This window comes from Prevotella sp. P4-98, from assembly GCF_002251405.1.
Taxonomy (GTDB): Bacteria; Bacteroidota; Bacteroidia; order Bacteroidales; family Bacteroidaceae; genus Prevotella.
Map to the genome: position 1 here is coordinate 74,261 of NZ_NPJC01000046.1, position 14,307 is coordinate 88,567.

Sequence of the window (14,307 nt, forward strand, 5' to 3'; positions counted from 1 at the left end):
TCAATTTGTTTTCCTCGGCAAATCAATTTGTTTTGCTCAACTACATGACGTTTGCAGCCATGCTGAATGACGTTCTCGATGACGTTGAATGACGTTCTCGATGATGCTGAATGACGTTGATGACTATGCAATTTCAATGAGTTTGGTCAGCAAATTCATTGAATTTCCTCAGCAAATTCATTGAAATTGGTCAGGAAATTCATTGAGTTTGCTGAACTATATGGCACTTATGAGTATTTAATCTTCTATATACCAATAGGTTACGTCACATCAAAAAACCACTGAAAAACAGGGTATCAGGACGATACGCAACCCACTGTCTGCTGAAACAACTGTCAGCTACGGCTGAGAAGTGATGCGGAATGAAAGAAAAACAGTCTCCGACAAACAGCGTGTCGGAGACTGAAAAGAGTAGGGGATATCAACTGTTTGGAGTTGAAAAACTATAGAAAGTACTACTACCTGACATTGTTGCCAGCATAAAAACATCGGCTGGAGAAAACACAGACTTAATATGCCTGCTCGTGAACACCTTTCACAGCACGACCACTGGGGTCGTTCAGATGTTGGAACGAACGGTCCCATGCCAATGCTTCGGCAGTGCTGCATGCCACGCTTGGCACACTTGGAACACTGCGAGCTGCACTATCGGAAGGGAAATGCTCAGCAAAAATGCTGCGATAGTAGTACTCTTCCTTATTCTGTGGCGTATTGATGGGGAAGCGCTCGGCGGCATGTGCCATCTGTTCGTCGGTCACAGCGGCTGCGGTAACGGCTTTCAGCGTGTCGATCCACGAGTAGCCCACACCATCGGAGAACTGCTCCTTCTGGCGCCATGCCACTTCATCGGGCAACATATCTGCAAAGGCTTGACGCAAAATCTTCTTCTCCATCATCATGCCGGGACAGAGTTTTGCCTCAGGATTGGTGCGCATAGCGATGTCGAGAAACTCTTTGTCGAGGAATGGTACACGACCTTCCACACCCCATGCAGCAAGACTCTTGTTGGCACGGAGGCAGTCGTAGAGATAAAGCTTAGAGAGCTTGCGCACCGTTTCTTCATGGAAAGCACGCGCATCGGGCGCTTTGTGGAAATAGAGATAACCGCCGAATATCTCGTCGGCTCCTTCGCCAGAGAGTACCATCTTAATACCCATCGACTTGATGACACGGGCAAGGAGATACATCGGAGTAGAAGCACGTACGGTAGTGACATCGTAGGTCTCAATGAAATAGATGACATCGCGGATGGCATCAAGGCCTTCTTGAATGGTATAGTTGATTTCGTGGTGGACTGTGCCTATGTGGTCGGCCACCAAACGGGCTTTGGCAAGGTCGGGCGCTCCCTTCAATCCAACGGCAAAACTATGAAGACGGGGCCAATAGGCTTTGGTCTTACTGTCGTCTTCAATACGCATATCGGCATATTTCTCGGCTACGGCTGAGATGATACTGCTATCGAGACCACCGCTGAGCAACACGCCGTAGGGTACATCGCTCATCAGTTGGCGGCGTACAGCGGCTTCAAGACCGTCATGGATAGCAGTCACACTGGCCTTATTGTCCTTCACCTGGTCGTAATCCATCCAATCACGATGGTAATACCGATGCATCTTTCCCTCGCCACTCCAGTAGTAATGGCCTGGCAGAAATGGTTCGTAGCGGTCGCACTGACCTTCAAGCGCCTTCAATTCAGAGGCTACATAGACCTTGCCATCGGCATCATAGCCGATATAAAGAGGGATGACACCTATCGGATCGCGGGCGATGAGAAACTCATCGCGCGTTTCGTCGTAGAGTGCGAAAGCGAATATGCCATTCAATTCTTCAAGGAAATCGATGCCACGATCGCGATATAAGGCTAAAATAACCTCGCAATCGGAACCGGTTTGAAATTGGTATTGATCCTTATAGCGCTCGCGAAGGTCCTTATGATTATAGATCTCGCCATTGACGGCAAGCACTTGGCAGCGATCGGGACTATAAAGAGGTTGCTGACCTGACTCAGGATCGACGATAGACAAACGTTCGTGGGCGAGAATGGCATGGCCTCCACAATAGATACCGCTCCAGTCTGGACCACGATGACGTATTTTCTGACTCATGCGCAAGGCCTTGTCGCGAAGGGCTTGCGTTTGTTCTTCCACATGGAAGATGGCTACTATTCCACACATGATGATATTGTTGTTTTTATGTTTGCGTTGAGGTTAGGATAGGGGAGTGGCTGGATTAGCCTGCAGCCACTTAGGGCTGCAGGGTGAATCCAAACACGAAATAGGCTTTCTGATCACTGGGATTGGCCACCACCTGACCGAAGATAGGCAGGGTGAAGTGGTCGGTGATCTGAATGTCTTTAGAGGCTTTGAGGGCAAGATTGGTAACCGCAAAACCTGAAGTGTTGTAAGTGGTGGTGGCAAAAGGCACAGCACCGGCTGTGGCTGTCCAATCTACACCGCCCAACTTAAACGGAGCATTGACTTCGAAATAAGATGAATAGGCACGGTCACCGTCTTTGTTGACACCGTCGTTGCCTGCAAAATTGGTGTACCAAGCTGCTGAAACAGGACCGAAATCGTAGCTCACATATCCTTCAAAGATATGGCTTGTGCCATGGGCGTTATAGTAGAAATAACGCTTTTCGGGGGTATTAAACCAATAATCGGTGACACCGATAGAGAATCCACCTACACTGTAACTGGCGGTAAGGTCGAGTTCTTTGTTGTCGTCTTTATCGAGTCCGACACTTCCCCAAGCCGAAAGACTCAGGCCTTTATAGGCAACACCCAAAGTGGGCTGAATACTTACATTGCCGCAATCAGTACCACGCCAGATATAATGGTTTACTACATCGGCAGATAAAGTGGTTTCTACTTTGTCCTGTGCATGGGCGGTAGCGACTGCAAAAAGCAGTCCTACCGATATAAGCAATACATTCTTTTTCATCGTCTTCATGTTTTTTATTGATTAATACTATTGTTGTGATCTCTCAAGAGAGAGGATTAGTTGTAGCAAGTCTCACCGTGTTCGTAGATGTCAAGACCTTCATCTTCAATACGGGCACTGACGCGCAGACCGTGAATCTTCTTAATAGAGTAGAACAGAATGACACCAGTGACTGCTGCCCAAAGGTCGATTATCAGTATACCGAAGGCTTCGGCACCGAGGAATCCCCAGCCATGACCGTAGAAAAGTCCTTCGCTGACAGAGAACAGACCAGTCATCAATGTTCCCAATATACCACATACACCGTGTACAGAAGAAGCACCTACAGGGTCGTCAATGTGAAGTTTCCGGTCGATGAACTCAATAGCATATACAAGAACTATGCCACAAACCAAACCGATGATAATGGCACCCCAAGCATCAACAGCATCGCAACCAGCAGTAATACCTACCAATCCTGCCAATACACCGTTGAGGGTCAGTGAGAATGAAGGTTTGCCATACTTCATCCAAGTAACAAACATCGTGGCGATACCACCGCAGGCGGCTGCAAGATTGGTGGTCAGGAAGACGTGAGAGATAGCGATGCGGTTTACTTCACCCGTTGCTGCCAACTGAGAACCGGGGTTGAAACCAAACCAACCCATCCACAAGATGAATACACCGAGGGCTGCCAAGATGAGTGAATGACCAGGAATGGCACGGCTCTTGCCGTTTGCATCATACTTGCCGCGACGGGGACCGAGGGCAATAGCACCAATCAATGCCAGCACACCACCTACACTATGAACAATGGCTGAACCTGCAAAATCATGGAACACATGTCCGAAAGTGGTCATCATAAAGCTTTCGGCTGCGTCGTTGCACAACCATCCACCTCCCCAAGTCCAATGGCCTTCCACAGGATAAATAATCAGAGAGATTATAAAGCTATAGACTATATACATAGAGAACTTTGTGCGCTCGGCCATGGCACCGCTGACAATAGTGGCGGAAGTGGCACAAAAGACTGTTTCAAACATCAAGAAACCCTCTACAGGCAGATCACTCTTATAAAAAGAAAGGTCGCCCCAGTTGGGAGCACCGATGAAACCAGCGCCATCGGAGCCAAACATAAAGCCAAAACCTACGAAAAAGAACAATACCGAACCAAGCATGAAATCGACAAAGTTCTTAAACAGAATATTGGCAGTGTTCTTACTGCGGGTGAAACCTGCTTCACACAGCGCAAAACCGGGCTGCATCCAAAATACGAGCATGGCAGCTAACAACATCCATACGGTATCGAGAGAAATTCCTACTTCATTCATAATCTTTTAAATTTTGTGTTTGTGTTATTGTGTTATCCGTTTCTCTTGTTGTGTTTCAATATTACGCAACCAGACTATTTCTTATCGCGCAAAACCGTGTCGCCGTTCTCACCTGTACGGATAGAATAGGTGTCGATAACCTCACTGAGGAAAATACGACCATCACCAATCTCTCCGGTATGGGCTACATTTAATATGACTTTGATGGTTGGTTCGACAAACATTTCACGACACACGATGGTTAGCGCTACACGCTCTATCACATCGGTGTTATACTGAACACCACGATAAATGCGCTCCTGCCTGCTCTGACCTATTCCGTGTACGTCGTGGTACTCAAACCAGTCGATGTCGGAAGAGAGCAAAGCACTCTTCACCTCCTCAAATTTTGTTTTGCGGATGATTGCTTCAATCTTTTTCATACCTTAAACCTTTAATGTTACTAATTATATTAATATGTCGTATTGATAACAAACTGTATTGTTTCGGATGCAAAATTAGTGCAAAAAGTAAGTAAAACAATGATATTTATATCAATAAGAAAATAAAATATTAGTTTTGTTTGCATTTATTATAGTTTTTATTGTAGTTACTTACAATTTGAAAGCAATATAGCCTATTTGCTTTCAAATTAAAAAAATAACACAAAAAGTTATCAAATAAACTTGCAATAAACTTGCAAATACTATCAAATCGACGTATCTTTGCACCAGAAATAAGACATTAAGCAATTAAAAAAGGCAAAAAGATTAGCATGATGAAAGCTAAAGTTCATTTCACAAAGATGCAGGGGGCTGGTAATGACTATATTTACGTCAATACCTTATTATATAATATAGCCAACCCTGAAGAGGCTGCCAGAGTATGGAGCAAGCCTCATACAGGCATCGGAAGCGATGGACTGGTGCTCATCGGTGAGGTGGATATGCCTGAAGCCGACTATTCCATGAGAATATTCAACGCTGATGGAAGCGAGGCGATGATGTGTGGAAACGCATCAAGATGTATTGGTAAATACCTCTACGAAAAAGGGATAACCCATAAGACCGATATCCGACTGTTGACAAAATCGGGCATTAAGACATTACATCTGAACGTTGCCCATGAGAGAGTGTGCAGTGTCACAGTGGATATGTCAGAACCTAAACTGTACAACACAAGGCAGTTTATAGGTTCAGACAATCGGTCGGAACAACTAATCACCTTAACAGCAGACGGAGAGGATTGGCCCGGAACATTCGTGTCGATGGGCAATCCACACTTCGTCATCTTCACAGAAAAACTGAATCAAATAGACATTGCACGAATAGGAAATATACTGGAACACCATGAGGCTTTTCCTGAAAGATGCAATATAGAATTTGCACAAGTCATGGATAACGGACATATCAGAATGAGAGTATGGGAACGCGGAAGCGGAATTACCATGGCGTGCGGAACAGGGGCATGTGCTACAGCGGTTGCAGCAGCACTCACTGGAAGAAAAGGAAGAGAGTCGGTCATTGAAATGGACGGCGGCAACGTCACTATCAAATGGGACGAAACCAACAACCATATATATATGACAGGGCCGGCGGAATTTGTTTTCGAAGGAGAAATAGAACTTCCAGACGGAGAACCGCCCACCAATTGAATACAAACGACAACTTTTAAAACAACCAAAGATATGGCATTAGTAAACGAACACTTTCTCAAATTGCCGAACAATTACTTGTTCGCTGACATCGCCAAAAAGGTGAATGCCTTCAAGACGATGCACCCAAAGTCCGACATCATATCGCTCGGCATCGGTGATGTTACTCAACCACTGTGTCCAGCAGTAGTGGAAGCCATACACCACGCAGCTGATGAAATGGCTATACAAGCCACGTTTAGAGGCTACGGACCGGAACAAGGCTACGACTTCCTGCGTGAAGCCATCCTGAAAAACGATTTCCTGCCTCGCGGAATACATCTCGATATCAACGAGATATTCATCAACGACGGTGCTAAAAGCGATACAGGAAACATACAGGAACTGGTGAGATGGGACAACAGCATCGGTGTGACAGATCCTATCTATCCTGTATATATCGACTCCAACGTAATGATTGGAAGAGCTGGGGTAGTGGAAAACGGACGATGGTCAAATGTTTTATACATGCCATGCACGGCTGAAAACGGATTTATTCCACAGATTCCTAACAAAAGAGTAGATATCATTTACCTCTGCTATCCTAACAACCCAACGGGTACGGTACTTCCTAAGGAGGAATTGAAAAAGTGGGTAAACTACGCATTAAAAAACGATGCGATCATATTCTACGATGCGGCGTATGAAGCATATATTCAAGATGACTCTATACCACACTCTATTTACGAGATAAGAGGTGCAAGAAAATGTGCTATAGAATTTCATAGCTATTCGAAAACAGCTGGATTTACCGGTGTAAGATGTGGTTATACCGTGGTGCCGAAAGATATTACAGCGTCAACACTGACGGGTGAACGCATTCCACTGAACCACCTTTGGTACAGAAGACAATGCACAAAATTCAACGGAACAAGTTATCTGAGCCAAAGAGCTGCACAGGCTATCTATACACAAGAAGGTAAGGAACAGGTGAAAGAAACCATCAGCTACTATATGCGCAATGCACATAAAATGAAGGAGACACTCACTAAACTCGGACTGGAAGTATATGGAGGTGAAAACGCACCATACCTTTGGGTGAAAACACCAAATGGAGAAGGGAGCTGGAGATTCTTCGAACAGATGCTATACGATGCTCATGTGGTATGTACACCAGGTGTGGGATTCGGTCCAAGTGGCGAGGGATACATCCGTCTGACTGCCTTCGGACAACAAGAGAAAACCGACGAAGCACTGCTACGTATAGAAAACTGGTTGAAATAACAACAATATAACAGACAACACAGACACAAAATAACAAAAACACAAACACAAAATAAAAACACAGTGATTATGGCAAATTTAAGATTTCAGGTCGTGGAAGAGGCTTTTCAGAAAAAGCCACTCGACGTAAAAGCTCCATCGGAAAGACCGTATGAGTATTTCGGTAAAAAGGTATTCAACCGCGAGAAAATGTATAAGTACCTGCCGAAAGATGTCTATGAAAAAATGATTGATGTCATAGACAACGGTGCAAGACTCGATAGAAAAGTAGCTGACGCTGTGGCTGCAGGTATGATACAGTGGGCTAAAGAGAATGGCGTAACTCATTACACACACTGGTTCCAGCCTTTGACAGAGGGCACAGCAGAGAAACATGACTCGTTTATAGAGCATGACGGTAAAGGTGGAATGGTAGAAGAGTTTTCCGGAAAACTCCTTGTGCAGCAGGAACCTGATGCATCATCATTCCCTTCAGGTGGCATACGTGCTACTTTCGAAGCAAGAGGATATTCTGCATGGGATCCTACAAGCCCTGTGTTTATCATCGATGATACGTTGTGTATCCCGACCATCTTCATCTCTTACACCGGTGAAGCACTCGACTATAAGGCTCCACTGCTACGCGCATTGCATGCAGTAAACGTGGCTGCTACTGATGTGTGCCATTATTTTGACCCAACAGTCAAGAAGGTCACATCTAACTTGGGATGGGAACAGGAGTATTTCCTCGTTGATGAGGGACTCTATTCGGCTCGACCAGACCTCTTGCTCACTGGACGTACACTGATGGGACACGATTCTGCAAAGAACCAGCAAATGGACGATCACTACTTCGGATCTATTCCTGAGCGTGTTGCAGCATTTATGCGCGACTTGGAAATGCAGGCTCTTGAACTGGGAATTCCATGCAAGACAAGACATAACGAAGTAGCACCTAACCAGTTTGAAGTAGCTCCTATATTCGAAGAGACTAATCTCGCTGTCGATCACAATATGTTGCTCATGTCGTTGATGAAGCGCGTAGCTCGCAAACATGGATTCCGCGCTCTGCTGCACGAGAAACCTTTCGATGGCATCAACGGTTCTGGTAAACACAACAACTGGAGCTTATCTACCGACAATGGCGTATTGTTGCATGCTCCTGGTAAGACTCCAGAGGCTAATCTGCGCTTCGTGACCTTCATCGTAGAGACACTGATGGGTGTTTATAAGCACAACGGATTGCTCAAAGCTTCTATCATGAGTGCTACTAATGCACACCGTCTGGGTGCAAACGAGGCGCCCCCTGCCATCATTTCATCATTCTTGGGCAAACAGTTGACCGAACTGCTCGACCATATCGAACTCGCAGACAAGGACGATCTATTTACTATGGCTGGAAAACAGGGTATGAAACTCGATATTCCGGAAATTCCTGAACTGCTTATCGATAACACAGACCGCAACCGTACATCGCCTTTTGCATTCACAGGTAACAGATTTGAATTCCGTGCCGTTGGTTCTGAAGCCAACTGTGCATCAGCCATGATTGCACTGAATGCGGCAGTTGCTGAAGCTTTGATTAATTTCAAGAAGCGCGTTGACGCTCTCATTGAAAAAGGTGAAGATAAGACCAGCGCTATTGTGGAAGTATTGCGTGAGGATATTAAAACCTGCAAACCTATCCGATTCGATGGCAATGGATATAGTGACGAATGGATTGAAGAGGCTACCAAACGTGGTCTTGACGTGGAAAAATCATGCCCGAAGATCTTTGAGCGCTATCTCGACAAGGCAAGTATAGAGATGTTTGAGAAACTCGGCGTGATGAGTAAGAAGGAACTGGAAGCCAGAAATGAGGTGAAATGGGAAACATACACCAAGAAAATACAGATTGAAGCACGTGTTCTGGGCGATCTTTCTATGAACCATATCATACCTGTAGCTACTCAGTACCAAAGTAAATTGCTCGATAATGTACAGAATATGCGCGCCATTTTCCCTGTTGACAAAGCTGATAAACTATCAGCACGCAACATTAAAATCATAGAGGAAATTGCTGAACGCACATCAACTATCGAGAAAGGCGTAGAAGAACTTGTCAACGCAAGAAAGGTTGCAAACAAAATTGCCGATGAACATGAAAAGGCTATTGCATATCATGACACGATAGAACCAAAGATGGACACCATCAGATATCAGATTGATAAACTCGAACTGATTGTTGATGATACCTGCTGGCCATTGCCTAAATATCGTGAACTATTGTTCATCCGCTAATATAAGACTGATGAATAGACATCAATAACAACAAATCTATTTCTTTTTTTGGTTGTTTGAAGTTTGCGCAGGGTTCGATGCTGTGAAGTATCGGGCCCTCATTTTTTATATCTATAGCAATAGCAAGACCAACGTTCCAAAATATTCTCATGCGGGAAATCCCTACTTCCCATCCTACAAAAGCAAGCCCCGCCGTTGTTTCAAAACTGAAACATCGACGGGGCTTGTCTTATCCAAACGTGCCGCGAGCGGGACTCGAACCCGCACAGCCATTACTGGCCAAGGGATTTTAAGTCCCTCGTGTCTACCATTCCACCATCGCGGCAGTGGAATTTGGAATTCGCCTGCAAAGGTACGAATAACTAAGCAGAATACAAAAGAAATTGTTATTTTCTTTTTTTATCACACATAGAAAATGGCGAAGAATTATGGCTTTAGCACCGCCTATCACCATTATTTCCACGCATTAACTCAATGCTAACATACGCTCAATAGGCTTCACGGCATCGCGAGCTGTGGCTTCATCCACCTCTACGGTAGGCCATTCGTGACGAAGGGTATGATAGATCTTCTCTAAAGTGTTCTTCTTCATATAGTCGCACTCATTGCACGAACAACCCAATCCGCCTTCACTAACCTCTGGAGGTACGGGATAGAACATGGTGGTGGGACACTGGCGCTGCATCTCATGCAGTATTCCAGACTCTGTAGCCACGATGTATTCTTGCTCTGGGTGTTCTACCGCATACTTCAAAAGAACTGCCGTAGAACCCACTACATCGGCTACAGCAAGCACAGGACCCTTACATTCGGGGTGTGCTAATACCAGGGCTTTGGGATGATCGGCTTTCAGTTTGGCAATTTCTGCTACCGAGAAACGCTCGTGTACATGGCAACCGCCATTCCATAGAAGCATGTTACGACCCGTAACTGAATTGATATACGATCCTAAGTTATAATCTGGACCAAATATCAACTTTGCATCGGCAGGAAAGGTATCAACTATTTTCTTGGCATTGCCACTGGTCACCACCACATCGGTCAATGCCTTGACTGCGGCAGTGGTATTCACATAACTGATAACCTGATAACCTGGATGCTCCTCTTTATATTTCTTGAGATCTTCTGCACGGCATGAATCAGCCAACGAACAGCCTGCTGTCACATCAGGACAAAGCACTTTCTTCTCAGGAGAGAGTATCTTACAGGTTTCAGCCATGAAGTGAACACCACACATAACTATCATGTCGGCATCGGTTTCGGCTGCCTTACGCGCCAAAGCCAACGAGTCACCAATGAAATCGGCTACCTCTTGTATTTCGCCACGAGTGTAGTAATGTGCCAGAATCAAGGCATTCTTCTCCTTCGCCAACCGTCTTATTTCTTTTTTCAGATCGGTGCCGTCAGCAATAGGTTCATCAATGAATCCTTGTTTTATCCATTCGTTTTTCAACATCACAATATTATATTATTTATTTTTTATTTTAATTTTAAAATAGAAATGTGTATGATAATAGCCTGTTGATAAGTGCAAAACTTTCTTATTGATATTTTGCTTTTTTCGTTATCAACTTGTGGTCACATGCTATCCACAATAGGTGTTGATAGTTAAGTGCTGATTTTTAGACCACTGAATAACTTATCCACAATTCCGTATTTTGGTGCAAATTTAATAAGTTTATATCTTTTTTCATCATAATTGCGTGGAAAAGTTGCTAAAAACAACTGTATAAACCTGTGGATATCCATATACCAGAAATGTCGTTGTGGATATTAGTGGATAATTAACACGTTATCCACACGGTTATCAACATAGTTATCCACAATAATTTGTATTATCGTTTTTTATTTGTAATTTTGTCGCCAACTATGAGAAAGATACGCACGATAGAGATGCAGCGACTGAGTATTGAGGAATACAAGAAGTCGGAAAAGCTGCCTTTAGTGGTTGTCCTTGACGACGTCCGCTCTATGTATAATATAGGTAGTGTATTTCGTACGGCTGATACGTTTAGGGTAGAGGCTGTTTGTCTTTGTGGCATTTGTCAGACACCGCCTGCCACTGAGATTCATAAGACGGCGCTTGGCGCAGAAGAGTCTGTGGATTGGCGATACTACAAGACGGCATTTGAGGCTGTCAATGCTTTGAAGAACGATGGTTACGAGGTGTTGTCGGTGGAACAAGTGGAACATTCTACCAAGCTGCAGCATTTCGTTCCTGATCCTTCGAAGCGTTATGCTGTGGTATTAGGAAACGAGGTAAAAGGTGTTCATCAGGAGGTTGTTGATGCCAGCAACGGTTGTTTGGAAATTCCTCAATTGGGCACCAAACACTCCATGAACGTATCTGTTACGGCAGGCATCATTATTTATAAGTTTGCAGAATCGCTCGTTTTGAAACCAGAATAGTTTGCTGTAATCGCTCCGCCATATCTGTTTGTTTCTAAACCAATATACAGGTGTTAACGGGTATAGATACTTATAGGTTGATAACTTTGTGAATAACATCGTTAATCAACTGATTTTTAACTTCATATTCATACTTCTATCACATCTTTGAAACATACATCTCATATCTTTGCACCCAAAAAGTATTAGATAAGCTTTATCAATACAACTTTCAGTTAAAAGATATTAGTCACAAATCGGGCATTAGAAATATAATAATCCATGGTCATGCATGTAATATAATGACCGAATTCGAATAAAGTCGTAGGCGAATGGACATCACCGCTTAACGTGTACAGTTATTTTAGTTTTCAAGAAAATTTCGACCACTCGACCACCAAAGTGTGCATCACGCTATCATATAGTACTTTAGGTGGTGGTCGATGTCTGAAAGTTCGACCACCCATCGACCACCAACTTACGGCTGACAGTTGGCCAGGCTGTTGCTCACAGAATCTAATAGTTCAGTACTTTCCACAAGCATTTTCCTGTCGTTTGCGATGTAGCTGTCGAATGCCGTTCCTTTGTGTCGTAAGAGCGATGGTGCCATCAGGTGTACATCCGATACTACTGTCATGTGTTTGAGTTGTGTTTGTTTGGCGTAAAGTGTTGATGTGTCCAATACTGTTGTTATCAAAACAATCTTCAGTCTGTTCATATCCGATATGGATTTTTTTTTCGGCTGCAAAAGTATAGATATGGTATTACAGCTCGATTTCTATCTTATGGAGAAAGGATGAATATCATGTTTCAGCATCAATGGTTCGTATATATATAATAGGTGGAACACTTCGGGTTTAACCTTTAACACCATATTTATACGATTATCACACGATTGTAATACCGCTCTTGGATTTTTGCAGACGCAAAAATTTTATATGATTAATAGATCTATGAAAATGAAGAAAGTTTATTATTGTATGTTGATATGATTGCTTAGTGGTGTTTTTAGTTAGTAAAAAGGTAACAGCCAATGTTTGTACAACCGGAAGCAACACTTCCTTTAGTATCAGTATTGCTTTCAAACAAGTTGCAACCACTGTCAACACATCCTGCGGCAATACTTTTTAGTTCATAAAAAAATAGCGGCTAAGCGTTGAAACCAACACTTAGCCGCTCTGCTGTACCCAGACCCGGGCTCGAACCGGGATGGGTTTCCCCACTGGTGTTTGAGACCAGCGCGTCTACCGATTCCGCCATCTGGGCTTATTTAGCGAGTGCAAAGTTACAAAATTTCTTTGAATATCTGTTTATGAAAGGAGAAAAATTATTAAAAATGATTGATTTTTTTGTTCAATATGCAGAAATTGACTAACTTCGTACCGTAAAATAGTTCCTTTAAAGCCTATAACATGGACAACAAACAATATTGCATCATTCTCGCAGGAGGCAAAGGCAGAAGACTTTGGCCCTGTAGCAGAGAGAAAAACCCAAAACAGTTTATAGATTTCTTTGGCTCTGGTCGCACACAGTTGCAACAGACCTACGACCGCTTCACCAAGATATTACCACAAGAAAATATTTTCATCACAACTGCTAAAGAGTATGTCGAATTGGTGAAAGAACAATTGCCCGACATGAATGTCGACAACATTTTGGCAGAACCAGTAAGTCGCGGCACTGCTCCGGCTGTATTGTGGGCCAACATGCGCATATGCCGTCAGTGTGCCGATGCCAATGTGGTGATTACGCCGAGCGACCAGTTTGTGCTTAACGAAGAGGCTTTCCAACATAATATAGAGGAAGGTTTCCGCTTTGTGGAGCATCATCAGGCGCTGCTCACCATAGGCATCACTCCCACACGTCCAGAACCTGGCTATGGTTACATACAGATGGGTGATGCGATGGAAGGCGCTACAGAGGTCTTCCGTGTGAAGTCTTTTACCGAAAAACCCGATCGCGACTTCGCCAAAGTGTTTATGGAAAGCGGTGAATTTCTATGGAACACAGGTCTTATACAAGCCAACGGACACTATCTGAACAGTTGTTTCAGACAGCTGTTTCCCGATGTGATGAAGCGTTTGGATGCTGTGCGTCCCAACTTCACCTTAGAGGATGAGTTGGAATTTGTAAGCGAGAACTATCCTTCCTATGCCAATCTCTCCATCGACCGAGGTTTGTTAGAGCGCTGCGACGAGGTTTGCGTGATGCACGGCAACTTCGGTTGGGCAGATTTAGGTACTTGGCATGCCATTTATGAATGTAGAAGTCGTGGTGAAGGAGATAACGTGGTGGTTGATTCGGAAGTGATATTGGATGAGTCGCACAATAATGTTATCAAGCTTCCTAAAGGTCGTTTGGGTATTGTCAGCGGTCTCGACGGCTATATTGTGGCCGAGGAAGACAATGTATTGCTTATCTGTAAGAAAGGAGATTCATCTGCACTGGTTCGCAAATATGTGAACGAAGTGCAGATGAAATACGGTGATGAGTTTGTTTAAGACGGTCTGA

At 44.0% G+C, this 14,307-nt stretch carries 11 protein-coding genes and 2 tRNA genes; 5 read left to right on the forward strand and 8 right to left on the reverse strand.

Going from position 1 to position 14,307, the window contains the following annotated elements; all coding sequences use genetic code 11:
• Positions 1–509: 509 nt before the first annotated feature.
• The 4 genes from asnB to CIK96_RS06760 form a co-directional block, all read right to left on the reverse strand.
• A complete protein-coding gene (gene asnB / locus CIK96_RS06745) occupies positions 510–2,174 on the reverse strand; it encodes an asparagine synthase B (RefSeq protein WP_094440121.1) in 1,665 nt (554 codons plus the stop codon).
• Positions 2,175–2,244: 70 nt separating this feature from the next.
• Entirely contained in the window at positions 2,245–2,952 is a 708-nt protein-coding gene (locus tag CIK96_RS06750) for a hypothetical protein (protein ID WP_094391026.1), read from the reverse strand.
• A gap of 47 nt (positions 2,953–2,999) precedes the next feature.
• Positions 3,000–4,253, reverse strand: coding sequence for an ammonium transporter (locus tag CIK96_RS06755; RefSeq protein WP_094440122.1), 1,254 nt, complete (start codon positions 4,251–4,253; stop codon positions 3,000–3,002).
• A 74-nt stretch (positions 4,254–4,327) separates the two neighbouring features.
• Complete coding sequence (locus CIK96_RS06760; RefSeq protein WP_094391024.1) at positions 4,328–4,675, reverse strand: P-II family nitrogen regulator; 348 nt, start codon at positions 4,673–4,675, stop codon at positions 4,328–4,330.
• A 335-nt stretch (positions 4,676–5,010) separates the two neighbouring features.
• Here CIK96_RS06760 and dapF point away from each other — a divergent pair, with 335 nt between their 5' ends.
• From dapF to CIK96_RS06775, 3 genes are all read left to right on the forward strand, one after another.
• Positions 5,011–5,886, forward strand: coding sequence for a diaminopimelate epimerase (gene dapF, locus CIK96_RS06765; protein WP_094391023.1), 876 nt, complete (start codon positions 5,011–5,013; stop codon positions 5,884–5,886).
• Between the two features lie 33 nt (positions 5,887–5,919).
• Positions 5,920–7,149 carry an LL-diaminopimelate aminotransferase gene (locus CIK96_RS06770; protein WP_094434897.1) on the forward strand — a complete coding sequence of 410 codons (1,230 nt, stop codon included), beginning with the start codon at positions 5,920–5,922 and terminating at the stop codon, positions 7,147–7,149.
• A 69-nt stretch (positions 7,150–7,218) separates the two neighbouring features.
• Complete coding sequence (locus tag CIK96_RS06775) at positions 7,219–9,408, forward strand: glutamine synthetase III (protein WP_094440123.1); 2,190 nt, start codon at positions 7,219–7,221, stop codon at positions 9,406–9,408.
• A gap of 240 nt (positions 9,409–9,648) precedes the next feature.
• Here the strand turns inward: CIK96_RS06775 and CIK96_RS06780 are convergent.
• Positions 9,649–9,733 (reverse strand) — tRNA-Leu (locus tag CIK96_RS06780).
• Between the two features lie 141 nt (positions 9,734–9,874).
• Positions 9,875–10,864 (reverse strand): quinolinate synthase NadA, encoded by a 990-nt coding sequence (gene nadA / locus CIK96_RS06785; RefSeq protein WP_094391020.1) that lies wholly within the window; start codon positions 10,862–10,864, stop codon positions 9,875–9,877.
• A 413-nt stretch (positions 10,865–11,277) separates the two neighbouring features.
• On the opposite strand from nadA, the gene CIK96_RS06790 reads away from it, so the two are divergent.
• Complete coding sequence (locus CIK96_RS06790) at positions 11,278–11,817, forward strand: TrmH family RNA methyltransferase (RefSeq protein ID WP_094391019.1); 540 nt, start codon at positions 11,278–11,280, stop codon at positions 11,815–11,817.
• Positions 11,818–12,274: 457 nt separating this feature from the next.
• Here the strand turns inward: CIK96_RS06790 and CIK96_RS06795 are convergent, their stop codons facing one another.
• Positions 12,275–12,514 carry a hypothetical protein gene (locus CIK96_RS06795; protein ID WP_094440124.1) on the reverse strand — a complete coding sequence of 80 codons (240 nt, stop codon included), beginning with the start codon at positions 12,512–12,514 and terminating at the stop codon, positions 12,275–12,277.
• A gap of 466 nt (positions 12,515–12,980) precedes the next feature.
• Positions 12,981–13,062, reverse strand: a tRNA-Leu gene (locus tag CIK96_RS06800).
• Between the two features lie 146 nt (positions 13,063–13,208).
• On the opposite strand from CIK96_RS06800, the gene CIK96_RS06805 reads away from it, so the two are divergent.
• The gene (locus CIK96_RS06805; protein ID WP_094440125.1) at positions 13,209–14,297 is read left to right on the forward strand and encodes a mannose-1-phosphate guanylyltransferase; all 1,089 of its coding nucleotides are present in this window, start codon (positions 13,209–13,211) and stop codon (positions 14,295–14,297) included.
• The last annotated feature ends 10 nt before the right edge of the window (positions 14,298–14,307 follow it).

Bases quoted from the DNA above. Each gene is read 5' to 3' on its own strand.
- CIK96_RS06750 (WP_094391026.1), bottom strand. From the start codon at position 2,952: ATGAAGACGATGAAAAAGAATGTATTGCTTATATCGGTAGGACTGCTT.
- CIK96_RS06790 (WP_094391019.1), top strand. From the start codon at position 11,278: ATGAGAAAGATACGCACGATAGAGATGCAGCGACTGAGTATTGAGGAA.
- CIK96_RS06795 (WP_094440124.1), bottom strand. From the start codon at position 12,514: ATGAACAGACTGAAGATTGTTTTGATAACAACAGTATTGGACACATCA.
- nadA (WP_094391020.1), bottom strand. From the start codon at position 10,864: ATGTTGAAAAACGAATGGATAAAACAAGGATTCATTGATGAACCTATT.
- CIK96_RS06805 (WP_094440125.1), top strand. From the start codon at position 13,209: ATGGACAACAAACAATATTGCATCATTCTCGCAGGAGGCAAAGGCAGA.
- CIK96_RS06755 (WP_094440122.1), bottom strand. From the start codon at position 4,253: ATGAATGAAGTAGGAATTTCTCTCGATACCGTATGGATGTTGTTAGCT.
- CIK96_RS06760 (WP_094391024.1), bottom strand. From the start codon at position 4,675: ATGAAAAAGATTGAAGCAATCATCCGCAAAACAAAATTTGAGGAGGTG.
- asnB (WP_094440121.1), bottom strand. From the start codon at position 2,174: ATGTGTGGAATAGTAGCCATCTTCCATGTGGAAGAACAAACGCAAGCC.
- CIK96_RS06770 (WP_094434897.1), top strand. From the start codon at position 5,920: ATGGCATTAGTAAACGAACACTTTCTCAAATTGCCGAACAATTACTTG.
- dapF (WP_094391023.1), top strand. From the start codon at position 5,011: ATGAAAGCTAAAGTTCATTTCACAAAGATGCAGGGGGCTGGTAATGAC.
- CIK96_RS06775 (WP_094440123.1), top strand. From the start codon at position 7,219: ATGGCAAATTTAAGATTTCAGGTCGTGGAAGAGGCTTTTCAGAAAAAG.